The following is a 22,485-nucleotide window of genomic DNA, read 5'->3' as shown; positions in this document are numbered from 1 at the left end:
TCGAACGGGTCCATAAAGCGTGTCGCGATCTTTCAGATCCGCTCTCGAAGCTTTATTCTCGTGTATTTTCAGTCTGTCGCGCAAAACCGCTCCACAGTTTTGCGCGACATGCCCTAGAGATCGCAGACCCGCGCAATCTCCTGTTGGCTCGAAACGATTACCACCGAGCCTCATCTCTGCCGGCATTCAAGCGGCTGCCAAGGGGCGGCGATAGACTGCCACCCGCCTGCCAAAATTAGCCAGCCATGGCGCGTGATATCGCAGCGATCGCTGCCTCTGCCTGCGCACCGTCAGGGCCGCCGGCTTGGGCCATGTCGGGGCGGCCACCGCCGCCCTTGCCGCCGAGCGCTGCAGACGCAACGCGAACTAGATCCACAGCGCTGAAGCGGGACACCAGATCCTGGCTGACAGCGACAACGGCACTGGCCTTACCATCGGCAGCGACCGCGATCAGCGCCACGACGCCCGATTCGATCCCGGCCATGCTATCATCGGCCAGACCCTTCAAGTCCTTGGGCTCGACACCTTCCAGAACGCGGCCAACGAACTTGACGCCTGCCACCTCGGCTACAGCGGGCTGTCCACCGCCCTGACCGCCACCCATGGCGAGCTTGCGCTTGGCATCAGCCAGTTCGCGCTCCAGGCGGCGACGCTCCTCCACCATGGTCTCGACGCGCGACACGACGTCACCCGGCTGCACCTTCAGCGAGGTGGCAAGCGCCTTGATGCGCTCGTCCTGCTCCGCAAGATAGGCACGGGCGCCTTCGCCGGTCACCGCCTCGATGCGGCGCACGCCGGCACCCACGGCACTGTCGGAGAGAAGGCGGACCAGGCCGATTTCACCCGTCGCCGAAACATGGGTGCCACCACACAATTCAACCGAATACGGCTTGCCGGACTTCGCGCCCGAAATGCCGGTGCCCATCGACACCACGCGAACCTCGTCGCCGTATTTTTCGCCGAACAGCGCCATCGCGCCCTCAGCGATCGCATCGTCGACGCTCATCAGACGGGTTGTCACCGTGCCATTCTGCAGGACGATGGCATTGGCCATGTCCTCGACAATCTTCAACTCCTCGCCCGAGATCGGCTTGGGATGGGAAATGTCGAAACGCAGGCGGTCCGGCGTGACCAGCGAGCCCTTCTGCGCCACATGGGTGCCGAGCAATTCACGCAGGGCCTCGTGGATGAGATGGGTGGCCGAGTGATTTGCCCGGATGCGCGACCGGCGTGCGTGGTCAACCGTCAGAGAAACGGCATCGCCGACCTTGACGCTGCCCTGGCGCACCACCGCCTGGTGAACGAACAGCCCCTCGCCCTTCTTCTGGGTATCGGTTACCTCGATCGAAACCGAATCTCCGGAGATCGTGCCGCTATCGCCGACCTGTCCACCGGATTCGCCGTAGAATGGGGTCTGGTTGACGATGACCTGAATCTGATCCCCTTCGGACGCGGCGTCCACCGATACGCCATCGCGCACGATGGCCTGCACCTGCCCTTCGGCCGTCTCGGCACTGTAACCCAGGAATTCCGTGGCCCCGAGACGCTCCTTCAGTTCGAACCAGATCGTTTCGGTCGCCTTGTCCCCGGAACCAGCCCAATGGGACCGCGCCTCGGCCTTCTGCCGCTGCATCGCGTCGTTGAAACCGGTGATATCGACGCCGATGCCACGCGCACGCAGCGCATCCTGCGTTAGGTCCAGCGGGAAGCCATAGGTGTCGTACAGCTTGAAGACGGTTTCGCCATCGAGCGTATCGCCCTTGGAGAGATTGGAGCTGGCATCCGACAGCAGGGACAGGCCGCGTTCAAGTGTCTTGCGGAAACGGTTTTCCTCAAGCTTCAGCGTCTCCGAGATCAACGGTTCGGCGCGCACCAGTTCGGGATAGGCACGACCCATCTGCTGCACCAGAACCGGCAGGAGCCGGTAGATCAGCGGCTCGCGCGAGCCAAGCAGTTCGGCATGGCGCATGGCACGGCGCATGATGCGGCGAAGCACATAGCCACGGCCTTCATTCGATGGAAGAACGCCGTCCGCGATGAGGAAGGCGGAGGACCGCAGATGGTCGGCGATGACGCGGTGGCTGGCGCGGCGCTCGCCTTCAGCCTTCACCCCCGTCAGTTCCACGGACGCCTCAATGAGAGCGCGGAACAGATCGGTATCATAGTTGTCATGCTTGCCCTGCAACAGCGCCGCTACGCGCTCCAGGCCCATGCCGGTATCGATCGAAGGCCGCGGCAGGTTGATCCGCTCTTCCTTGGTCACCTGCTCATACTGCATGAAAACCAGGTTCCAGATCTCGATGAAGCGGTCACCATCTTCCTCGGGCGAGCCTGGAGGTCCGCCCCAGATATGGTCGCCATGGTCGTAGAAAATCTCCGAGCACGGGCCGCAAGGGCCGGTATCGCCCATCGCCCAAAAATTGTCGCTCGTGGGGATGCGGATGATGCGATCGTCCGTGAGTCCGGCGATCTTCTTCCACAGTCCGAATGCCTCATCATCGGTATGATAGACGGTCACCAGCAGGCGGTTGCGGTCGATGCCGAACTCCTTGGTGATCAGGTTCCAGGCGAGTTCGATCGCCCGTTCCTTGAAATAGTCGCCGAAGGAAAAGTTTCCGAGCATCTCGAAAAACGTGTGATGGCGGGCGGTGTAACCGACATTATCGAGGTCGTTGTGCTTTCCGCCGGCGCGCACGCATTTCTGGGCGGTCGCTGCGGTAGTGTATGGGCGGTGTTCCAGGCCGGTGAAGACATTCTTGAACTGCACCATGCCCGCATTGGTGAACATCAAGGTCGGGTCATTGCGTGGCACAAGTGGGCTCGATGCGACAGTCTCGTGCCCATTGGCCTTGAAGTAGTCGAGAAAGGTCGACCTGATATCATTAACGCCGCTCATGTCATGCCCTCAATGCCGCCGGAAACCGGATAATCTTCAAAACCACTGGCTTTTATCGTCCGCCACGGAACCTGTCCAGCCAAGGAACAGAAAACCGGCCACACATCTTGCGATGCATGGCCGGTTCCAAATTTCCGAACCGGAAAAAACCGATTACGCGTCGTCGGCGCCATCGCCGTCATTGGCATCGGGACCGCCGTTCTGCAGGAAGCGCTCGGCGATCAGGCCGGCATTCTGACGCAGAGCCAGTTCGATCTCCTGTGCCAGGGCCGGATTGTCCCGCAGGAAAATCTTTGCGTTTTCGCGGCCCTGCCCCAGGCGCTGGCTGTTGTAGGAGAACCAGGCACCCGACTTCTCGACGATGCCGGCCTTCACGCCCAGATCCACCAGTTCCCCGGTCTTCGACACGCCTTCGCCATACATGATGTCGAATTCGACCTGCTTGAAGGGCGGTGCCATCTTGTTCTTGACCACCTTCACGCGGGTCTGGTTGCCAACCACCTCTTCCCGATCCTTGACCGCGCCGATGCGGCGGATGTCGAGACGAACAGACGCATAAAACTTCAGCGCATTACCGCCCGTCGTGGTTTCCGGAGAGCCGAACATCACGCCGATCTTCATGCGGATCTGGTTGATGAAGATCACCATGCAATTCGACTTGGAGATCGACGCCGTCAGCTTGCGCAGCGCCTGGCTCATCAGGCGCGCCTGAAGACCCGGCAGGCTGTCGCCCATTTCACCTTCGATTTCCGCGCGCGGCGTCAGGGCCGCAACCGAATCGACCACCAGAACATCGATTGCGCCGGAGCGCACCAGCGTATCGGTAATCTCCAACGCCTGTTCGCCGGTATCGGGCTGGGAGATCAGGAGGTTCTGCAGGTCGACCCCCAGCTTGCGGGCATAGACCGGATCGAGCGCGTGCTCGGCGTCGACAAAAGCGCAGATGCCGCCCTTCTTCTGGGCCTCCGCGATCGTCTGCAGCGCGAGCGTCGTCTTACCCGAGCTTTCCGGACCGTAGATTTCGATGATACGTCCCTTCGGCAAGCCGCCAATGCCGAGCGCGATATCGAGGCTCAGGGAGCCCGTGGAGACCGTTTCCGTCTCGACCGCCGTCTCGTTGGCGCCGAGCTTCATGATCGAGCCCTTGCCGAAGGAGCGCTCGATCTGAGAGAGAGCCGCTTCCAATGCCTTGCTTTTATCCACCGATTTGTCCTCTACCAGCCGCAACGTATTCTGAGCCATTGGGTCCACCTTTAGGTTATTGAAGCCGCACAAGCAATGAAGCAGCTGATGTCGGTTATGTACCGCTTTTGTTCTCATTTGGCAAGAGGCAATTAAGGCATTGCCTTGTCTACAAAATCCGGATCGTGTTCTTCTTTCGTTTTACGCCGACATCGACACCGCCTGCCCTGTGGAAAATCGCCTGCTACGCCTCGTCGGTCGTCGTCATGTCAATGATCGATTCGTCCCCTCTTGCCACCACGGATAGGTGCTCGATACGACCCAGGACAGCGACGCCGGCGCCCTTTGACGCTCCGGGTCCGCCATGCTCTTTATGGCAGCGGCGCCGGTGATTCTTCGGTCGGCCAAGGCAATGGGTTCAGGATGAGAATATTGTTGACCGGCGGGTCCGGCATGGTCGGCCGCAACATTCAGGAGCATGCGCGCGCGCAGGCCGTTGAGCTTGTCGCGCCAAGGCGGTCAGAGCTTGATCTTTCCGATGCCGCAGCGGTCGACGCCTATCTAGGGTCGCTGAAGCCCGATCTCATCATTCATGCTGCCGGAACGGTCGGCGGCATCGGCGCCAACATGGCAGCTCCCGTGCAGTTCCTCACCGACAATCTGACCATGGGCATCAATCTGATCATGGGCGCGCGCCGAGCCGGTGTCAGACGGTTGCTCAATATCGGCAGTTCCTGCATGTATCCACGCGCGGGCGAAAATCCGCTGCGGGAGGAAACCGTGCTGACCGGCGCGCTGGAGCCGACCAATGAGGGCTATGCCCTGGCCAAGATCGCCTGCGCCAAGCTCTGCACCTACATCGCGGAAGAGGATCCGGGCTTCCTCTATCGAACCATCATTCCCTGCAACCTCTATGGCCGGCATGACAAGTTCGACCCGCTGAAGGCGCATATGATCCCGGCCGTCATCGCCAAGATCCATTCTGCCGTCAATACCGGTGCCAGTACGGTGGAGATCTGGGGAGACGGCGAAGCGCGGCGCGAATTCATGTATGCCGGCGATCTGGCCGATTTCATCTTCGCCGCCATCGATCGCTTTGAAGACCTGCCGCAGGACATGAATGTCGGTATCGGCGTCGATCGCTCGATCAATGACTACTACCGGGAAATTGCCCGCATTCTCGGCTATCGCGGCGAGTTCGTGCACGACCTGAGCAAGCCATCGGGCATGCGCCGCAAGCTCGTCGACATCAGCAGGTTGAAGGCGTTTGGCTGGCAGGCCAGGACAGGTTTGGAACAAGGCCTGAGGGCTACGCTTGCCTTTTACGAAGACGGGAGAGGCCAATGATCGACTTGCCGCTGGCGACAGACACCTGGGACGAAAAGGAATATGCCGCGATCCAGCGGGTTGTGGACAGTGGCATGTTCAGCATGAGCGCCGAGGTCGCCACCTACGAGCAGCAGTTCGCCAGCTTTTTCGGCTCACGCCATGCGCTGATGGTCAGCTCCGGTTCGACTGCCAATCTGTTGATGGTCGCCGCTCTCTTCTACACCAAAAATCCCCGGTTGAAGCGCGGCGACGAGGTGATCGTTCCTGCGGTCTCCTGGTCGACCACCTATTTCCCCTTCCAGCAATATGGCCTGAAGCTGGTTTTTGTCGATATAGATCCGCTGACACTCAATATTGACCTGAAGAAACTCGAAGCCGCCGTCACCGACCGAACCCGCGCCATCTGCCTCGTCAACCTGCTTGGCAATCCCAATGATTTCTCTGCCATAAAGCGCATTGTCGGCAATCGCGGCATCACGATCCTGGAAGACAATTGCGAATCCATGGGCGCGACTTTTGGCGGCCGGCAGGCAGGCACCTTCGGCCTGATGGGGACGTTCAGCTCTTTCTACTCCCATCACATTGCCACAATGGAAGGCGGCTGCATCGTCACCGACGACGAGGAGATCTACCACGTGCTGCTGTCGCTGCGGGCCCATGGCTGGACCCGCAACCTGCCGAAGGTCAACCACGTGACGGGGGAGAAGAGCGACGATCCGTTCGAGGAATCGTTCAAGTTCGTTCTGCCGGGTTACAATGTCCGGCCGCTGGAAATGAGCGGCGCCATCGGTCAGGACCAGTTGCGCAAGCTGCCGGGTTTCATTGCGGCACGGCGAGAAAATGGCGTCCACTTCCAGGGCCTGTTTGCCGACCATCCCCATATCGCCATACAAAAGGAGACCGGGGAAAGTAGCTGGTTCGGCTTTGCGATGACGATCAAGCCGGACAGCCCGCTCACCCGTGCCGAGGTCATCGCCCGGCTGCGAGCCGAGAAAGTCGATGTCAGGCCGATCGTCGCCGGCAACTTCGTCAAGAATGCCGTCATCCGCTTCTTCGACTATGAGATCGCGGGAAGCCTTGATGCGGCCGAACGGGTCGATACCCACGGTTTCTTCATCGGCAACCATCAGGTCGACATCCGTCACAAGCTCGACCAGGTCCACGCCCTGCTGACGCAATGACGGGCGTTGCATCGCTCCATCTCGCCGTGACGCATTCGGCGAACCAAAAGGCCACAGCATGACCGGACCAATCCTCGTCTTTGGCGGCGCCCATATCGACCGCCGCGGGCGCGTCGATGGCACGACCGTGATGGGCGCCAGCAATCCCGGACGCTGGTTTGAGGAGCCGGGCGGCGGCGGCTTCAATGCCGCGCGAACGCTGAGCCGCCTGGGCCATTCCGTGCGGCTGATCGCGCCGCGCGGCGGTGATGCGGCAGGGGATGCCGTGTCGCTTGCGGCAGAGGCTGCCGGCATCGACGACCGGCCCGTCATCTTCCTGGACAGGGCGACCCCCAGCTATACGGCGGTGCTGGATGCCTCGGGTGATCTCGTGGTGGCCATTGCCGACATGGATCTCTACCGCCTGTTCACCCCGCGGCGTTTTCGCGTGCGTGCGGTGCGACAGTCGCTGGACGAGGCATCCATGGTCTTGTGCGACGCCAACTACTCAGCCGAAACGCTTATGGCGCTCGCCGAGGCAACGACGGCAAGAAAACTGCCGCTGGCTGCCATCGCCATCTCCCCAGCCAAGGTCGAACGCCTGCGGCCGGCGCTCGACCGTCTCTGGTTCCTGTTCATGAATGCCGCAGAGGCGGAAGCCCTTGCCGGCAGCCGCGCCCAAACCGTGGAAGATTGGCCCGGCCTGTTGCGAAAGACGGGGCTTCAGGCTGGCGTGGTCACCTCCGGTGGACGGGCTGCCATTGCCTTTCAGGGCGATCATGTGGTGAGGCTCGTGCCGCCGCCGATCGAAGGGGTCGAGGATGTCACCGGCGCCGGTGACGCCATGGCGGCCGGGATGCTTTCGGCCTTTCGCCAGGGCCTGACGCTGGCAGAGGCGCTACGGATGGGTACGGCCTCGGCAGCGCTGACCATCCAGTCAAACAATGCGACGGCAGAGAATATGACGGCGGACCTGCTCAAGACGACGATGGCTCTTGTTCCCCAGCCGGAAATATTGTCATGACTGGCAGACCATATCGAACGGAACCATCATGACCAGACCTGTCTCGCCATCGCTCCCAATCGTGTTTTCCCGCGAAGTCGCTGCCGCAAAGACGCGTGGTGCGCCCTTGGTCGCGCTGGAATCCACCATCATCACCCATGGCATGCCCTATCCCGGCAATCTGGAAATGGCGCGTAGCGTCGAGGCTATCGTCAGGGATGCCGGCGCCGTCCCGGCCACCATCGCCGTGATTTCGGGTGTGTTGCATATCGGGCTGGAACCCGAACAGATCGAACAGTTGACGCAACTGACCGGCGTGATGAAGCTGTCCCGGGCCGATCTCGCTTTTGCCATCGCCGAGCGCCGCCATGGCGCCACGACCGTGGCAGCTACCATGATTGCGGCATCCAGGGCCGGCATCTCCGTCTTCGCCACCGGCGGCATTGGCGGCGTTCATCGCGGCGCGGAAGAGAGTTTTGACATTTCCGCGGACCTGGAAGAGCTCGCTAGGACGTCGGTCATCGTGGTGTCCGCAGGCCCGAAGGCCATCCTCGATATCCCCAAGACGCTGGAAGTGCTGGAGACCCGCGGCGTGCCGGTCGTCACCTATGACAGCGAGGATTTTCCGGCCTTCTGGTCGCGCCAATCAGGGTTGAAAAGCCCTTTGTCTTTGGCTAGCCCGGCTGCAATTGCCAATTTCCAGAAGATGCGCAGCCATCTGGGGATTGATGGCGGCATGCTGATCGCAAATCCGGTGCCGGAAGACGACGAGATCGCTCGGGAGGAGATGGAGATCTATATCAGCCGCGCGCTGGCCAATGCCGATCGCGAGGGTGTGTCAGGCAAGACGGTTACGCCCTACCTCCTGGACAATATCTTCCATCTCACGGACGGGCGAAGCCTCAAGACGAATATCGCGCTGGTGCAGAACAACGCACGGCTAGCTGCAGAAATCGCCGTCGCCATGGTGTGATCCCATGACGGTGCATCTCCCGAATTCCTTGCGGGTCGGGCGATGCACGTGGATCACGTGATAAAGCCGCAGCGCAGAGCTTCGGCTACCGCTTGGTCCAGCGTCGAGACCTTTAGCTTCGAGCAGACCGAATTTGCGAGATAGAGCACGGTTCGGCCGGAAAGCCCAAGACGCCGGCCGATCTCGTGGGCTTCATGGCCCTGTGAGGCCAGCAGCAAGCATTCGATCTCCAGGCTGGTCAGCCCTGCATCGTCCCATTCCCGACGCATCTGGATCCGGCTAACGTGATGCAGCACCTGCACCGCAAGCACCGTCAGATGTTCAGCCACCTGAACCGGCAGCGGATCCCTCCGGCCGAAAAAGCTCAGGATACGGACAGGACCATCGACGGGCGCGATGTTGACATAGACACCGCGGTCGATGCCGTAGAGACCCAGGAGGTCGAGCAGCCTTTCATTCTTTCCGCTATCCGCCGGTTCCAACAGATGGTCGACTGTCCATTCCGTCAGCTGAGACCGGTTGACGAAACGCATCCTGGCCAATTCGTCCGATGTGTAGCCGATCGTATCAAACGTTTCGATAAAGGCATCCGGAAGATCCGTCAGCAGCAGCAAGTCACGCAGCGACCCGACAGCCGGGATCGGCGACTTGTAGACCTTGTAGAAACGAAAGCCGAAAGACGTGGCGATGCTCGAAATGACAGGACGCAGTGCCTCAAGGCTCTGGGCCTGCTGCAACTCGGCCATGGCCCTGTCCTGTATTTCAGCCCAGTTATGTGATTCTGGCATGCAGTTTTTGACCTGGCTGCACATGAAAGCCCGAGGGTCCCATGCGAGCACGCTTCATGCCGATCGCTCAAGGGGGCGAGAGGCAGCTTGCCTCTCGCGAACGAAAGTAGTCGACATATCCGATAGTTAGAAGCTTACGCGTGTTAGATGATGATTGTCAAATCAGCCATCGAGCATTTCCCGCACCGCGACCGCCAGTTGCTTCAGCGAAAACGGCTTGGGCAGGAAGCCGAACTTTGCGTCTGCAGGCAGGTTCCGGGCGAAGGCATCCTCGGCATAGCCTGAGACAAAGATGAACTTCAGGTCAGGATAGTCCTTGCGCAATTCCCGCAACAGCGAAGGCCCATCCATTTCCGGCATGACGACGTCGGACACGACGATGTCCACCGCGCCGTCCAACTCCTTCATGATCTCAAGCGCCTCGACGCCGGAGCCCGCCTCGTGAACCGTATAGCCGCGGGTTTCCAACATGCGTTTTCCGCCACGCCGGACCGCTTCCTCGTCTTCCACCAGCAGCACCACAGCGGACTTGCCGGTAAGATCGGTGGAAGTCGCAGCCTCCGAATTGGCGGCGGTACCAGCGGCGGCCCCGGCTTCGGCCGAGCCATCCGCCGGCAGGGCGCTGACCGGGGCTTCCGGCTGGACCTCGACGATATGCCGCGGCAGGAAGATGCGAAACACCGTGCCGCTGCCGACCTCGGATTCGGGATAGATATAGCCGCCGGATTGCTTGACGATGCCATAGACCATGGCAAGCCCTAGACCGGTCCCCTTGCCGACATCCTTGGTGGTGAAGAACGGTTCGAAAATCTTGTCCATGATCTCAGGCGCAATACCGGTGCCGGTATCCGCCACTTCAACCAGGACATAATCTTCTTCGGGCAACCCGCGATAGCCGTAGGAATTCACCTGCCCGGCGTCGATATTGTGGGTGCTGATCGTGATCGTCCCGCCCTCGGGCATCGCATCGCGTGCGTTGACGCAGAGGTTGATCAGCACCTGCTCGAATTGCGACAGGTCAGTCTTGACGGGCCAAAGGTCGCGACCAAAGTCCACGCGCAGCTTGACGTTGGTGCCCGAGATCAACCTGTCCACCAGCATCCTGAGATCGCCGATGACGTCAGTCAGATTGAGCACCGAAGGACGCATCGTCTGCTTGCGCGAGAAGGCCAGGAGTTGCCGCACCAGCACGGCGGCACGGTTGGCATTTCGCTTGATCTCCATCAGGTCGGCAAAGCTGGAATCGGCCGGCCGCGCCTGAAGCAGCAGGTGGTCCGAAGACAAGAGGATGGCGGTCAGCACGTTGTTGAAGTCGTGGGCAATGCCGCCCGCCAGCGTGCCCACGGCATTCATCTTTTGGGTCTGGGCCATCTGCGTCTCGAGCGCCTTCTGGTCCGTGACCTCAACCGCATAGACGATGGCCGCCTCTTCGGGCGCCTCGTCGCTCTGGTCGATCACCGCGTTTACATAGAAGCGGAAATGCCGGACCTCGTTTTGCGGATGGCGCGAATCGATCGGCTGAATATCCACCTGGCGGTTCTTTGCCGCCGACAATGCCTGGGCAAAGGCCTCGCGGTCGCTTTCATGGACGACCATGCGGAAATGCTCACCCCGGTCGATGTCATCACGGGAAACGATGTCGGAAAACAGCTTCAGGAACGGGGCGTTGGTGCGCAGAATCCGCCCCTCGCCGTCTACGGACGCAATCGCCATCGGCGTGTTGTTGAAGAAGCGCGTAAACCGCATCGAGGCGGCCGAGGCAGAATTTTCGCTCTCGCGCTCCTGCGGCCGGGCCAGCACGATCGTGCGGCTCTCGCCGGGGGCGCCATCACGGGCCGAGCGCACCTTGTGAACCATGCGGACGGGAAGGATCTGCCCGTTGGTGCGGCGCATATCCAGATCGACCGTCTCCGTCTTTTCCAAGCCGGGCTCCGCCTGGATGGACTGGATGAGGGCCATGCCCTCCCCGGCAACCAGATCCCCGACGAACAGCGAGCCTGGCGAAAATTGGGTGAGATCCACGCCCAGCCATTCCGCCAGCGTGGCGTTGATATAGAAGATCTCTCCCTTGCGACCCGCCGAGAAAAACCCGGCAGGCGCATGGTCGAGATAGTCGATGGCGCTTTGCAGTTCGCGGAAAAAGCGCTCCTGATCATCCCGTTCAGTCGTGATGTCGGTCAATTGCCAAACGAAAAGCTTTCGCTTGTCTTGCTTGTCCTCAACCAGGGAGCGCGCCTTCAGCCGATACCAGTGCGGACCCGATCCGGCGCTGCTCATGGGACCGAGCGGCTTGATGAGACGGAACTCCTCCGAGCCGTTGCGCCCTTCCCGCAAGCCGTTTGTCAGGCGGTAGAGCGCTTCTCCCGACTCCCTGTGGCGCGAAAGCAGCGATTCCAGCGTCTGCACATCAGCCTCGGACCGGGCGCCCGTCATGCGGCCGAAAGCAGCATTGGCATAGACGACCCGGCCCTGCTCGTCCGCAATCAGCAAGCCCTCCGGCTGGCTCGCCAGGAAACGGCGCGCCAACGTGTCGGACTGCGATTGCGGCATCACTTCAACGAAACCGATAACGGCCGAGACGACAAAGAAGATGCCGACCATCGCCAGGATGCCGAGCAGGCCGAGAACGATTTCGCTTTCCAACTGATCCTTGAACAAGACGAAGGCGGCGGCCGCGGCAAGCAGCACCACGGCAAGCAGCACGATACGGATCGCGGTACCGGAGCGTGCGCCCCGGTCGATCAGTGGTCCTTCCCCGTCGCCGGCCTGCTGCAATCTCGTCATCTACGCCTCTTGTTCGGACTGGTTTCGCGCGGCCCTGACGGCTGCCCCAGAATCAACCCAGTCCATTTCTCCTTACCAATTTGCATCAATCGCAAAAAGCGCTTCGACCTCCAATTGCTCCCCCAGACGCGGCTATCCCAAGGAATCGCGTGGCAATACCGGCAGTTCCACCGATCGGCCGCCATTCGAAGCGAACTTGGGACAAGAAAAACAGTGCCTTGCAACCAAACCTAAAGTCGTTTTTTATCGTCTTGCAATGGTGGCGCATGCGGGAATCGCAAACGGGTCCCTCGGCGGTCTTGTGCAACACTCTAATGAATAGCCAAGCGACGGGGTCCAGCCGGACACGCCGCCGCGCCAGGGGGATCCATGGTTGATGAATTGGTGAGCGCATATGGCAGCCGCTTTTTCGTCGCGGCCATCGGCGTGTTGCTCGCGCTGGCATGTCTCGTCCTGGTCATGTGGTTCCTGAAGAAGCGCTCGCCTTCGCCTTTCATGCGTGGCAACCGCAACAGAATGCCACGCCTGCAGGTCCTGGATGCGACCGCCGTGGATGCACGCCGTCGCCTGGTCCTTGTCCGCCGCGATAATGTCGAACACCTGATCATGATCGGCGGCCCTACCGATCTGGTGATCGAGAGCCGGATCAGTGAGGCGGATGGCTATGCCGCCGATGCCGACGATCATCCGCGTCATCAGATTGCCGCGGCACCGCAACGGCCGGTCGCCGAAATGCCGCCACCTGCCCCGGCATTGCCGAGGGCTGAACCCAGGCGTCCGCCGGAGGTAGCGGCGGCAGCACCGCCCATGCAGGCATCACCGGCAAGGCAAGCCACCCGCCAGCCGCCGGCTGCTGCCTATCGCAGGGAGGAACCGGTTGCCGTTGCCGGCGACACCTCCGACCAGCAAACCGACAGCTTCTTCTACGACGAGTTCGCTGACGATACGACCGAAGAAGAGGATTTAGCCGACCTGCTGGAGGCATCGCGCGAACGTGTGTTCTCCGAGCCGGAGCCTGCACCGGTCACGCAGCGAGCCGCACAATCTCTTCCCATCGAGACGCAGGCAGCAGCCCGCCCGCAGCGTCCTGCGCCTGCGGCCGCGACACCGGCACAAACCTTCTCCGCCAGCGATTTCGCGCGCGTGCTGGAGGAGGAAATGGCCATGCAGATGTCCGCCGAGCAGCAGGCGGCGCTGACACCGGCGCGCGCCGCCGCTCCGCCGCCTCTGCCCCGCCCAACCGTCGCTCCGCCAAGGCCAGTCGCACCACCGCTGCCAACAGGCCGCGCAGCCGAACCACGGCGCACGGCTGCCGACCTGGCGCCCCCACGCCCGATCGAGGAGCGCAGGCCAGCCGCAGCATCGGCCGCCCGGCCTGCAGCCCAACCCGCCGCAAGGCCACAGCCAAGCACGGCGTCGCGCCCCTCGCCGGCAGCGACGCGCCCAGCAGCGGCGTCAGGAGCAAAAAGCGGTCAGCCCAATCTACAAAATGAAATCGCGCGCATCTTCGGCGAGATGTCGACAAAGCGGGAAAAATAATCCTCGCTCGAGACGCAGCGCACAGGAGAGATCGAGCAGGCTTGCCGGCACCTGTAAAGAACGGGCCTTAAGCCTGCGCGCTCAATGGGATAATGGACATCGCCAAAGTGTTACAGACGTCACAGGGCTCTGCGCAAGCTGCGTCCCTATGGAACTGGAGGCATGATCGCGACGGCCTCATCGTGCCGAGGCAACGCTTCACCGACGCCTTGCACAACGGCACAAACAAAAATCGGGAGGCTTGCGCCGTCCCGTTTCAATTCGTCAGTTATTCGTCCCGGTAGACCTTTTCACGCCGCTCGTGGCGCTCCTGGGCCTCGATCGACAACGTGGCGATCGGTCGAGCATCAAGACGCTTCAGGCCGATCGGCTCGCCGGTTTCCTCGCAATAGCCGTAGGTTCCGTCATCGATGCGCTGCAGGGCGGCGTCGATCTTGGAAATCAGCTTGCGCTGACGGTCACGGGCGCGAAGTTCGATGGCTCTGTCGGTTTCTGAGGAGGCTCGGTCTGCGAGGTCGGGATGGTTGGCGCTCTCTTCTGCGAGGTGGCCAAGGGTCTCGCGGGCTTCCCGGAGGATGTCGTTTTTCCATGCGATGAGCTTGGCACGGAAATAAGCCCGCTGGTTTGCATTCATGAACTCTTCGTCTTCCGAGAGCACATAGTTGCTAAGATTGATCTTCTCACTCAACGCGATTCTCCTGAAGAACATCTCAATGCGGGGGTGTATAGACCTTCAATAGCTGTGATTCAAGCCTTATGCCGCGCGTTAAGGCATTTTTAAATCTGTCATATAATTAAGCTAAATGGTTAATTTTTATGCTTAATTTTTCAGCGGCGACGCAATGCCTGGTTGATTCGCCTGAAGCCCGCCACAGTTCGAAGATATGGCCCGGCCGGCTCGACAGCCGGTTGACGCGCCTCCCCGAACGACGCTAGTTCATTGCAAAACCCTATACCCATGGGACGATCGCCCGATGAACCTGTCGCCTCCGCCCGGCCGTATTTATCTCCTGCGTCACGCGAAATCGGGTTGGGCCACGCCCGGCCAGCGGGATTTCGATCGCGGCCTTGACGACGAGGGCTATGCCGAGGCGGAAATCGTAACAGACAGGGCAGCGGACAAAGGCTACCGGCCTGACCTCGTGATCAGTTCCACCGCCGTTCGGTGCCGGGAAACGGCGAAAGCCGTGCGTCGCGCCTTCCCGGGCGACCTGGAGTTCCGCTTTATCGACGAACTCTATAATTGCCCAACAGATACCTATTTCGAGATCTTGGCCACGCTTTCGAACATAGAATCCGTGCTGATGATCGGTCACAATCCGGCAATTGAGGAAATCCTGGGAGAGCTGATTGGCCCGACCGCCCTGGGAGAGGCCGTGCCCGAGGGTTACCCGACTGCGGGCTTCGCGGTTATCGACCATGCCGGCGAACCGATACCGGATAGCCGGCATTCCTGGCGGCTTACCGATTTCCTTGCGCGATGACGTGAAAGCCAGCCTTTTTTCCGCAGGACGCAACGCCTATATTGGGCCGGAACCATCGGAAGGAAGAAAGTGCCGCCATCAATTACGTCATTCACCGATGAGGCACTGATTGCCCTCGACAACATTTCCGATCGCGCGGCAAGCCTCGTCAATCCGACGCTGCGCTTGGGCGTGACCGGGCTGTCTCGCGCCGGAAAGACCGTGTTCATTTCCTCATTGGTTCACAATCTGCTTCACGGCGGAAGGCTGCCCCTGTTCGAGGCGCGGCAATCCGATCGAATTTCAGGCACACGGCTTGAGCCGCAGCCGGACGATGCTGTCCCTCGTTTTCAGTATGAGGATCACATCTCCGCATTGGTGAACGACCGGATCTGGCCCCAGTCGACTCGGGCAATCTCCGAACTCAGGCTGACCATCGACTTTCGCAGCGCCAGCGGCTGGAACCGCATGTTCTCGCCCGGAAGATTGTCCGTCGATATCGTCGACTATCCCGGCGAATGGCTGCTCGACCTGCCGCTGCTCGGCCAGGACTACAACACTTTCTGCGCCAACACCGTCGCGCTGGCGCGCAGCGGCACCCGCGCTGAGCTTTCGGGCGAATGGCTGGCGCTCGCTGCGGCAGCGGATCTCGATGGCCCGGCGGACGAGGGTTTGGCCCGTCGACTGGCCGAAAGTTTCACCACCTATTTGCGCGCCTGCCGCTCCGACGAACGATCCCTGTCGACCTTGCCGCCCGGCCGCTTCCTGATGCCGGGAGATCTGGAAGGCTCGCCTGCCCTCACCTTCGCCCCATTGCCCGATATGTCCGACACCCCCGCCCGACGCGGCTCGCTCAGGGCCATGATGGAGCGGCGTTACGAGGCCTACAAGTCCGTGGTGGTAAAGCCGTTCTTCCGCGAGCATTTCGCGCGGCTCGACCGTCAGATCGTGCTCATCGACACGCTCCAGGCGATCAATCGCGGCCCAGAGGCAGTGCAGGACTTGGAACGGGCGCTGGCGGATGTGCTCGCCTGTTTCCGCCCCGGATCAAACGGTTTTCTGAGCGCGCTGCTCGGCCGGCGCATCGATAAGGTCCTGGTCGCCGCTACCAAGGCGGATCACCTTCACCACGAAAGCCATGACCGGCTGCAGGCGATCACGCGTCGCATCGTTGACAGGGCGATCCACACCATAGGCATGGCCGGCGCCGGGATTGAGGTGATGGCGCTGGCATCGGTGCGGGCTACACGCGAAGCCACCGTCAACCAGAATGGCGAAGCCCTGCCGGTCATCGTCGGCACACCGATGGCTGGCGAAACCATCGGCAACGAGCGCTTCGACGGCAATCGCAAGACGGCGGTTTTCCCGGGCGACCTGCCGACTGACCCGCAGAGTTTCTTCCGCGATCTGGAAGCTGGGGGTGGGCCTGATCCGCTACCAGATCTCAACATCGTCAGGTTCCGGCCCCCGCTCATCGAGAAAAGCGGTGCAACGATCGCCATGCCGCATATCCGGCTCGACCGAGCCCTGCAGTTTCTTCTGGGAGATCGCCTCGCATGAGCAGCGCATCCAAGCCGCCGCAAGGCCCCAAGCGCAGCCCGGCTGCCTTTTCCCTGGAAGTCGATAGCGCCGCCTCGCCCAAGTCGGACCCGCCGCGACGCAAACCGCGCAGCTTCGATGGTGGCGTCATCGTGACCCCCGACGAGCAGGATCCATTTTCCGGCCTGGCAGATCTTCCCGAGATCCCGCTTGCCGAACCGCGGCGCCGCCGCTTCTCTTTCCTGAAGCTCTCTATCAGCGCGTTTTCCATACTGCTGTCGCTGGCCTTCGGGCTCTGGGTCGATGCGCTGGTGCGCGATCTCTACAGCCGTGCGCCTTGGCTTGGCTATGTAGCACTGGCCGTCGTGGCGATCGCGCTTGGCGCCCTGGCAATCTTCATCATCAGGGAAATGATGTGCATTGCCCGGCTTGAGGCGGTGCAGACATTGAAGGCCGACGCCGTCATTGCGGCCTCGGAGCATCGAACGCCGGAGGCGCGGGCGATTGTCGCCAAGCTCACGAGCCTGATTGCCCACCGGCCGGAGACGGCGCGCGGGCGCGACGTGCTGAAGGCAACCGAGGACGACATCATCGACGCCCCGCATTTGCTCTCCCTTGCAGAACGGGAACTGCTGCTGCCGCTCGATATTCGTGCGCGTGGCCTGATCCTGGGTGCCGCCAAGCGCGTATCGGTGGTCACGGCCGTCAGTCCGCGTGCCGTGGTGGATCTCGCCTATGTCCTGTTTGAGGTCGTCCGTCTCGTGCGGTCGATGGCAGAGCTTTACGGCGGAAGGCCTGGAGGCCTTGGCCAGTTGCGGCTGTTGCGCGATGTCCTGGCCCACCTCGCGGTCACCGGGTCCATTGCCGTCGGCGATAGCCTGGCCCAGCAGGTTCTGGGTCACGGACTGGCATCGCGCCTTTCGGCAAGACTTGGCGAAGGGGTTATCAACGGTCTGATGACAGCCCGCATTGGCATCGCCGCCATGGATCTCTGCCGTCCCCTGCCGTTCATCGCGCTCAGGCGCCCCGGTATCGGCGACTTCATGGGCGACTTGACATCGGGCCTTTCCGGCGGCAACAAAGATAGTAACGAGTAAATTTGGCCTATCGGGGGCCATTGCCTTGAGAAACTGATATGGTTAACGGCAAGAAAGCATTAACCACATTACGCTAGGGTGATTTCGTGTTTCTCGTTATAGCGCGCCAGGGTCAATCGATGTCGTCTCGTCTGTTCAAGCTCATCGGCGGTTTTGCCGCCCTCGCCATGCTGGCTCCCGTAGGCCCCGCAGACGCGGCCTCGCGCGATCGCAAATTCTTCGAGCAGGTGGCGGGTGTCTGGACCGGTCCGGGCGAAATCGTTGCCGGCAAGTACAAGGGCACCAAGTTCACCTGCAACCTGACGGGCCAGCCCGCTTCGGGCAAGGCAACCGGCATTAAGCTTGACGGCACCTGCCGCGTTGGCGTCTTCAGCCAGCCGATGTCCGCCGAAATTTCCCAGGTCGGCAGCAGCTATGAAGGCCAGTTTCTGGATGGCGCCGAAGGCAAGGGACTGGATATCGTTTCCGGCCAGGTCAGCGGCGACAAGGTGGTCGTCGGCCTCAACCGCGCCAAGCTCGACGGTGCCATGGTCGCACGCATCCAGGATCCCACGGCGATGAACATCACCATTTCCGTCAAGGTCGAGGATCGCATGATCCCGGTCATCGGACTGCGCCTCAACCGCCAGGCCGACGCCATGGCCACCGGCGCAATCCAGAACTGAGATCCAAGCCAGCCCCTATCGGCGCCACCAGTCCGTGGCGTCATCGACGGTTTCGATGCCCTTGACATCGGCCTCTTCCAGCCAAGCGGCGACCGTCTTTCCCTGAACGACAATCTCGCGACCGATATCGGCCAAAGGCATCAGCACGAAACCACGCTGCAGCATGCGGGGATGCGGGATCTGCAGATCGTCAGCCGCAAATTCGATCTCGCCATAGGTCAGCACATCGATATCGATCGTCCGCGGCCCCCAGCGTTCGTCCCGCACACGCTTCATGTCCCGCTCGATATCGAGACAAAGCCGAAGCAAAGCCTGCGGCTCCAACCGCGTCTTAATCAAGGCACAGCTGTTGAAGAAGTCGGCCTGATCAGTCTTCCCCCAGGGGGGCGTGCGATAGAGGCGCGATACCGCCGTCACGCGGCAATCCTCGCGCCCGTCGATTGTTGTCAGTGCCCTGGCCATGGCAGAGACGGGGTCGCCGATATTGCCGCCAAGGCCTAGGGTCGCGACGCTCCAGTCCCGTTCAGTTGAAATGCTCAACGCTCACCTGCACATAATCGAGTATGCCCTCGATCGGGGCACTGGGCTTGCGGACGGTAATATAGGCCCGGCGGATCATCGGGTAGTTGGCACAAAGCGCCTTTGCAACATCCATGGCCAGGGTTTCGATCAACCGCCGCCGCGTCGTGGTCATCACCTTCTCGATCAGCGTGAAGGCTTCGCCATAATGCACCGTCCCCTCGATTTCATCGGTTTCAAGGGTCGAACCGGCCGTAACATCCAGTTCCACGTCGACGAAGAAGCGTTGCCCGAGAAAGGCTTCCTGCTCGTGAAACCCGTGGCGCGCGAAGAACGCGCAGTTTTTCATGGTGATCTTGTAGGTCTCGGGCATGCCGAAACTCCTCATGCTGGCGAACGCCTCGCCACGACCATAGCATCGGTCACGGCCAGCGCGTCGCGATTGATTGCGACATTGTGAACGCGGAAAATCGCCGCTCCCTGAAGCCGGAGCAGCACGGTGGATGCGGCCGTCGCGGCATCCCGCTCGGATGCCTCGCGGCCCGTCAGCGAGCCTAGAAACCGCTTGCGCGACGTACCCGCCAGCAATGGCAGGCCAAACGCCTGTAGCTCATGGAATCGCTGCAGCAGTTCCAGGTTTTCCTCCATCGTCTCCTTGGCAAAGCCAAATCCCGGATCGAGGACCATGGAGGACTTTTTAACGCCAGCCGTGGTGGCAAGCTCCAGCGACCGCGCCAGAAAGGCCTTCTGGTCTTCGATCACATCGGGCAGCTTCTGCCGGTCACGACCGGTATGCATGATGCAGACCCCTGCGCCCGTTTGCGCGACAACATCGGCCATTTCAGGGTCGCGTTGCAGGCCGAACACGTCGTTGATTATGTGGGCGCCCGCGGCAACCGCCAGGCGGGCCGTCTCCGCCCTGTAGGTATCGACCGAAATCAAAACGCCTGTCTCCCTAGCCAGCCGCTCTATAACCGGCAGGACCCGCGCCTGTTCCTCCCTGGCATCGACAGGATCGGCACCCGGCCGTGTGGATTCACCACCAATGTCCAGGATGTCGGCGCCCTCGGCAGCACAGCGCAGGGCATGGGCCACGGCGTCTTCGGTCGAGCCGTGGCGACCGCCATCGGAAAACGAATCCGGCGTGACATTGATGATGGCCATCAACCGGCCCCGGTCACCAAGGCTTAAGTGCAGGCCGTGAGCGACCTCCCAGAGAGTTTCGCCGATTCCTGCCACCGAAGCATGGTCCTCCATGATGTTTTCCTTCCAACCGTGCTTGCACTGGCCACGGCTATGCCCCAAGGTCAGCAGGAATACAACACAACGGAACCAGCCGATGCGACGAGTGCCCAGCATGCTCCCAACGATCATCGCGTTGGGGATTGCAGCAACCGGATTCGACGAGGTAGCCGCAGACACTGTACTAAATAAGACGATCACCTATTTCGACATCAGCGGACACACAGCTGACGATCTTCTCAAAGAGATTTTACGACATGGCCCTCTTATACGACCCGACGGCGAACGTCATCCTGGTGTGACGAAAACCAGTTTCGGGGGGGACTACACCTCGGCAGAGAGTGGTGGACGTTGCGTCGTGCAATCTGCGCGCGTAATTGTGGACGCGCACATCATTCTGCCTCGCTGGAAAGATCGAGAACTTGCGGATGAGAGGCTAGGTCTGGCATGGGACGCGTTGTCAAGGGAGAGTCTTTTACATGAAGAGCATCATGTTCAAATTGCTCTGATGCACGGCAAGGCCTTGGAAAAAGCGATTCTCGATTTGCGGCCGCGACGTACATGCAAAGAATTGGAAGACGCTAAAGATGTCCTTGCCGCCCAAACGCTTGTGAATCATGACCTAGACCAACGGCGGTTTGACCTAAACGAAAGCGCAGATTTCGAGAGGCTGTGGATAAACTTCTGGATGTCAGATTGGGACCAAACTCACGCTAAGTAAGCCCCCAAATCTAGCGTGGCGTAAGGGCAATAAAGCCGCAAAACATGCGCGAAGCTTGCGCGGTTCCCTGTGAATAACCGGCAATTTCTTACAATAGCACTTGCTAAAAGATGCATTTATACCTGTGATCAACATTGATCGCGTGGCGTAGACGTTTGTTCCCGTTCTCCTGGCGCATCCAGGTGCCGCAGGTGTTCCTCCCTCGCCTGTTGGCGATGCGCCCTCCTGCCTCGCTCGTCGTTCATCGAAGAGCGAGGCTTTTTTCGTCAAATCTTATCCAGTAGTGAGAAATCAGGCCTGGCGCTCGGGAACGCGTACGACCAAGCCGTCGAGTTCTGGCTTGATCTTGATCTGACAGGAGAGCCGGGACGTCGGCTGAACATCGAGGGCAAAGTCCAGCATGTCTTCTTCCATCGGCGACGGGCTTCCGACCTTCTCGGTCCACGCCTCATCGACATAGACATGACAGGTGGCGCAGGCGCAGGCACCGCCGCATTCGGCCTCTATGCCGGGCACAGAGTTTCTCACCGCGTTTTCCATCACGGTCGAGCCATTCTCGACAGCAAGGTCGTAACGCGTGCCGTCAAAAGCGACGATCGTCAGTTGGGTCATGAAATGCTCGTCCAAACTTGCGGCGGCCCTTGCGGCGAAACCCATGGCTCGCCGCGGAATGCCGCCCTGATCTCCGACAAGGCGCCCAGTGTCGACACTGCCTTCACAGGGTCTTCAGGCATTGCGCGCCCGATTAAACCGCCAACTCTTCCGATAAATTGTCTAGGCAGTCAATCAAGGGCGCAGCGCCGTCCGTCACATTTTTGCGCAATGCAAAAACTCAGGCGATCATCGGCCGCTCGGTTCAGCGGCAGAGCTTCAGGATGAAATTCTGTGCCTCGATAACGGCAGCCCCCACGGCAGCCAGGCGAGCCGCGTCGACACCCTCGTTCTCGACAGCCGATGCCGCAGCGCTGACGCGGAAGGCGCCAACGGCCGATGCTGCTCCCTGCAGCCGATGTACGGCCGCGCGGGCGACATCCAGTTCACCGGTGCCGATGCTCTGGAGACAGGCTCTCGCCTGGCGCGCAAAGGCCTGGAGATTTTCCATCTCGGCTTCCTTGTCACCCTTCGTCTGGGTCGCCAGATATACGAGATCGATCGGCCGGGATTGGGAGGGACAGCGGGCGGCGTCCAGTTCGGGAGCGTTGAATGCGATGTTCGGCGATGCCATGGTCCAATTTTCCTTTTTTGTTTTTCATTGGTGGACCGATATTGGGCTGTCGCACTCGCCATACCGTTAAATCCGGGGCGCCTGGCGGCGAAAACTTAAAGACGTGGTTAACATCCGTTAAACCCTTCTAAAGCAAGGCGTTTGGCCACTTACGAAGGTTGAAAATGTGTTAACAACCCTGGCAGGCAAGGCGGTTTGGCCGGGGCGGTTAATTGTAAGCTTTCTTTGGATGTGTCACTACGATACGGATAAATTGGGCTGAAGGTATATATCTTGGCCCGAGACCGGAGCATGGGTGCGAAAACATCTGCTTTGCCGCTCATATAAGCGAGTTCCGGTTTGGTGTGAATATGGGATAAT

At 60.8% G+C, this 22,485-nt stretch carries 20 protein-coding genes; 10 read left to right on the top strand and 10 right to left on the bottom strand.

Annotation, left to right across the window (positions count from 1 at the left end):
• Positions 1 to 235: 235 nt before the first annotated feature.
• On the bottom strand, positions 236 to 2,896 hold the full coding sequence (gene alaS / locus B9A97_RS10945; protein ID WP_084365366.1) for an alanine--tRNA ligase: 2,661 nt from the start codon (positions 2,894 to 2,896) through the stop codon (positions 236 to 238).
• A gap of 153 nt (positions 2,897 to 3,049) precedes the next feature.
• Positions 3,050 to 4,138 (bottom strand): recombinase RecA, encoded by a 1,089-nt coding sequence (gene recA / locus B9A97_RS10940; RefSeq protein ID WP_084365365.1) that lies wholly within the window; start codon positions 4,136 to 4,138, stop codon positions 3,050 to 3,052.
• A gap of 363 nt (positions 4,139 to 4,501) precedes the next feature.
• Here recA and B9A97_RS10935 point away from each other — a divergent pair, with 363 nt between their 5' ends.
• The 4 genes from B9A97_RS10935 to B9A97_RS10920 are packed head-to-tail and all read left to right on the top strand — an operon-like array spanning position 4,502 to position 8,543.
• Entirely contained in the window at positions 4,502 to 5,425 is a 924-nt protein-coding gene (locus B9A97_RS10935) for a GDP-L-fucose synthase family protein (RefSeq protein WP_084365531.1), read from the top strand.
• Positions 5,422 to 6,588 (top strand): DegT/DnrJ/EryC1/StrS family aminotransferase, encoded by a 1,167-nt coding sequence (locus tag B9A97_RS10930; protein ID WP_084365364.1) that lies wholly within the window; start codon positions 5,422 to 5,424, stop codon positions 6,586 to 6,588. The genes B9A97_RS10935 and B9A97_RS10930 overlap by 4 nt, the downstream gene beginning before the upstream one ends.
• Positions 6,589 to 6,646: 58 nt before the next feature.
• Positions 6,647 to 7,591 (top strand): carbohydrate kinase family protein, encoded by a 945-nt coding sequence (locus B9A97_RS10925; RefSeq protein WP_084365363.1) that lies wholly within the window; start codon positions 6,647 to 6,649, stop codon positions 7,589 to 7,591.
• Positions 7,592 to 7,619: 28 nt separating this feature from the next.
• Positions 7,620 to 8,543, top strand: a complete 924-nt coding sequence (locus B9A97_RS10920; RefSeq protein WP_084365362.1) for a pseudouridine-5'-phosphate glycosidase — start codon at positions 7,620 to 7,622, stop codon at positions 8,541 to 8,543.
• 53 nt (positions 8,544 to 8,596) lie between these two features.
• Here B9A97_RS10920 and B9A97_RS10915 read toward each other — a convergent pair whose 3' ends face one another.
• Together B9A97_RS10915 and B9A97_RS10910 are read right to left on the bottom strand one after the other, a co-directional pair.
• Positions 8,597 to 9,289, bottom strand: coding sequence for a helix-turn-helix transcriptional regulator (locus tag B9A97_RS10915; RefSeq protein ID WP_179145268.1), 693 nt, complete (start codon positions 9,287 to 9,289; stop codon positions 8,597 to 8,599).
• 204 nt (positions 9,290 to 9,493) lie between these two features.
• Positions 9,494 to 12,115, bottom strand: coding sequence for a cell cycle histidine kinase CckA (locus B9A97_RS10910; protein WP_084365360.1), 2,622 nt, complete (start codon positions 12,113 to 12,115; stop codon positions 9,494 to 9,496).
• 369 nt (positions 12,116 to 12,484) lie between these two features.
• Here B9A97_RS10910 and B9A97_RS10905 point away from each other — a divergent pair, with 369 nt between their 5' ends.
• Positions 12,485 to 13,654, top strand: a complete 1,170-nt coding sequence (locus tag B9A97_RS10905) for a flagellar biosynthetic protein FliO (protein WP_084365359.1) — start codon at positions 12,485 to 12,487, stop codon at positions 13,652 to 13,654.
• Between the two features lie 268 nt (positions 13,655 to 13,922).
• On the opposite strand, the gene dksA is transcribed toward B9A97_RS10905, so the two are convergent.
• Complete coding sequence (gene dksA / locus B9A97_RS10900; protein ID WP_027489173.1) at positions 13,923 to 14,342, bottom strand: RNA polymerase-binding protein DksA; 420 nt, start codon at positions 14,340 to 14,342, stop codon at positions 13,923 to 13,925.
• A 286-nt stretch (positions 14,343 to 14,628) separates the two neighbouring features.
• Between dksA and B9A97_RS10895 the strand changes: the two genes are divergently transcribed.
• From B9A97_RS10895 to B9A97_RS10880, 4 genes are all read left to right on the top strand, one after another.
• The gene (locus tag B9A97_RS10895; RefSeq protein WP_084365358.1) at positions 14,629 to 15,138 is read left to right on the top strand and encodes a SixA phosphatase family protein; all 510 of its coding nucleotides are present in this window, start codon (positions 14,629 to 14,631) and stop codon (positions 15,136 to 15,138) included.
• A 69-nt stretch (positions 15,139 to 15,207) separates the two neighbouring features.
• Complete coding sequence (locus tag B9A97_RS10890) at positions 15,208 to 16,677, top strand: YcjX family GTP-binding protein (protein ID WP_084365357.1); 1,470 nt, start codon at positions 15,208 to 15,210, stop codon at positions 16,675 to 16,677.
• Entirely contained in the window at positions 16,674 to 17,753 is a 1,080-nt protein-coding gene (locus tag B9A97_RS10885; RefSeq protein ID WP_084365356.1) for a YcjF family protein, read from the top strand. Before B9A97_RS10890 ends, B9A97_RS10885 begins: the two co-directional genes overlap by 4 nt.
• Positions 17,754 to 17,872: 119 nt before the next feature.
• Positions 17,873 to 18,418 (top strand): hypothetical protein, encoded by a 546-nt coding sequence (locus B9A97_RS10880; RefSeq protein WP_084365355.1) that lies wholly within the window; start codon positions 17,873 to 17,875, stop codon positions 18,416 to 18,418.
• A 15-nt stretch (positions 18,419 to 18,433) separates the two neighbouring features.
• On the opposite strand, the gene folK is transcribed toward B9A97_RS10880, so the two are convergent.
• The 3 genes from folK to folP are packed head-to-tail and all read right to left on the bottom strand — an operon-like array spanning position 18,434 to position 20,194.
• On the bottom strand, positions 18,434 to 18,958 hold the full coding sequence (gene folK, locus B9A97_RS10875) for a 2-amino-4-hydroxy-6-hydroxymethyldihydropteridine diphosphokinase (protein WP_084365354.1): 525 nt from the start codon (positions 18,956 to 18,958) through the stop codon (positions 18,434 to 18,436).
• A complete protein-coding gene (gene folB / locus B9A97_RS10870; protein WP_084365353.1) occupies positions 18,942 to 19,310 on the bottom strand; it encodes a dihydroneopterin aldolase in 369 nt (122 codons plus the stop codon). The genes folK and folB overlap by 17 nt, the downstream gene beginning before the upstream one ends.
• Positions 19,311 to 19,321: 11 nt before the next feature.
• Entirely contained in the window at positions 19,322 to 20,194 is an 873-nt protein-coding gene (folP, locus tag B9A97_RS10865; RefSeq protein WP_084365352.1) for a dihydropteroate synthase, read from the bottom strand.
• Between the two features lie 100 nt (positions 20,195 to 20,294).
• Here folP and B9A97_RS10860 point away from each other — a divergent pair, with 100 nt between their 5' ends.
• Entirely contained in the window at positions 20,295 to 20,900 is a 606-nt protein-coding gene (locus B9A97_RS10860; RefSeq protein WP_179145267.1) for a DUF922 domain-containing protein, read from the top strand.
• Positions 20,901 to 21,191: 291 nt separating this feature from the next.
• On the opposite strand, the gene B9A97_RS10855 is transcribed toward B9A97_RS10860, so the two are convergent.
• Together B9A97_RS10855 and B9A97_RS10850 are read right to left on the bottom strand one after the other, a co-directional pair.
• Positions 21,192 to 21,512 (bottom strand): 2Fe-2S iron-sulfur cluster-binding protein, encoded by a 321-nt coding sequence (locus B9A97_RS10855; protein ID WP_084365530.1) that lies wholly within the window; start codon positions 21,510 to 21,512, stop codon positions 21,192 to 21,194.
• Positions 21,513 to 21,756: 244 nt separating this feature from the next.
• Positions 21,757 to 22,125: an Hpt domain-containing protein gene (locus B9A97_RS10850; RefSeq protein WP_084365350.1), complete on the bottom strand. Its 369-nt coding sequence runs from the start codon at positions 22,123 to 22,125 to the stop codon at positions 21,757 to 21,759.
• Between the last annotated feature and the right edge of the window lie 360 nt (positions 22,126 to 22,485).

It is taken from the genome of Rhizobium sp. RU36D, assembly GCF_900176345.1.
Lineage (GTDB): Bacteria > Pseudomonadota > Alphaproteobacteria > Rhizobiales > Rhizobiaceae > Allorhizobium.
Note: the sequence above shows the minus strand (reverse complement) of the source record. Positions and strands in the feature narration are given on the sequence as shown.

Coding starts and splice junctions, on each gene's coding strand:
- alaS (WP_084365366.1), bottom strand. CDS start 2,896: ATGAGCGGCGTTAATGATATCAGGTCGACCTTTCTCGACTACTTCAAG.
- B9A97_RS10935 (WP_084365531.1), top strand. CDS start 4,502: ATGAGAATATTGTTGACCGGCGGGTCCGGCATGGTCGGCCGCAACATT.
- B9A97_RS10920 (WP_084365362.1), top strand. CDS start 7,620: ATGACCAGACCTGTCTCGCCATCGCTCCCAATCGTGTTTTCCCGCGAA.
- B9A97_RS10880 (WP_084365355.1), top strand. CDS start 17,873: ATGTCGTCTCGTCTGTTCAAGCTCATCGGCGGTTTTGCCGCCCTCGCC.
- recA (WP_084365365.1), bottom strand. CDS start 4,138: ATGGCTCAGAATACGTTGCGGCTGGTAGAGGACAAATCGGTGGATAAA.
- B9A97_RS10915 (WP_179145268.1), bottom strand. CDS start 9,289: ATGGCCGAGTTGCAGCAGGCCCAGAGCCTTGAGGCACTGCGTCCTGTC.
- B9A97_RS10925 (WP_084365363.1), top strand. CDS start 6,647: ATGACCGGACCAATCCTCGTCTTTGGCGGCGCCCATATCGACCGCCGC.
- B9A97_RS10910 (WP_084365360.1), bottom strand. CDS start 12,115: ATGACGAGATTGCAGCAGGCCGGCGACGGGGAAGGACCACTGATCGAC.
- folP (WP_084365352.1), bottom strand. CDS start 20,194: ATGGAGGACCATGCTTCGGTGGCAGGAATCGGCGAAACTCTCTGGGAG.
- B9A97_RS10930 (WP_084365364.1), top strand. CDS start 5,422: ATGATCGACTTGCCGCTGGCGACAGACACCTGGGACGAAAAGGAATAT.
- B9A97_RS10895 (WP_084365358.1), top strand. CDS start 14,629: ATGAACCTGTCGCCTCCGCCCGGCCGTATTTATCTCCTGCGTCACGCG.
- B9A97_RS10905 (WP_084365359.1), top strand. CDS start 12,485: ATGGTTGATGAATTGGTGAGCGCATATGGCAGCCGCTTTTTCGTCGCG.
- B9A97_RS10885 (WP_084365356.1), top strand. CDS start 16,674: ATGAGCAGCGCATCCAAGCCGCCGCAAGGCCCCAAGCGCAGCCCGGCT.
- B9A97_RS10860 (WP_179145267.1), top strand. CDS start 20,295: ATGCTCCCAACGATCATCGCGTTGGGGATTGCAGCAACCGGATTCGAC.
- B9A97_RS10855 (WP_084365530.1), bottom strand. CDS start 21,512: ATGACCCAACTGACGATCGTCGCTTTTGACGGCACGCGTTACGACCTT.
- B9A97_RS10850 (WP_084365350.1), bottom strand. CDS start 22,125: ATGGCATCGCCGAACATCGCATTCAACGCTCCCGAACTGGACGCCGCC.
- folB (WP_084365353.1), bottom strand. CDS start 19,310: ATGCCCGAGACCTACAAGATCACCATGAAAAACTGCGCGTTCTTCGCG.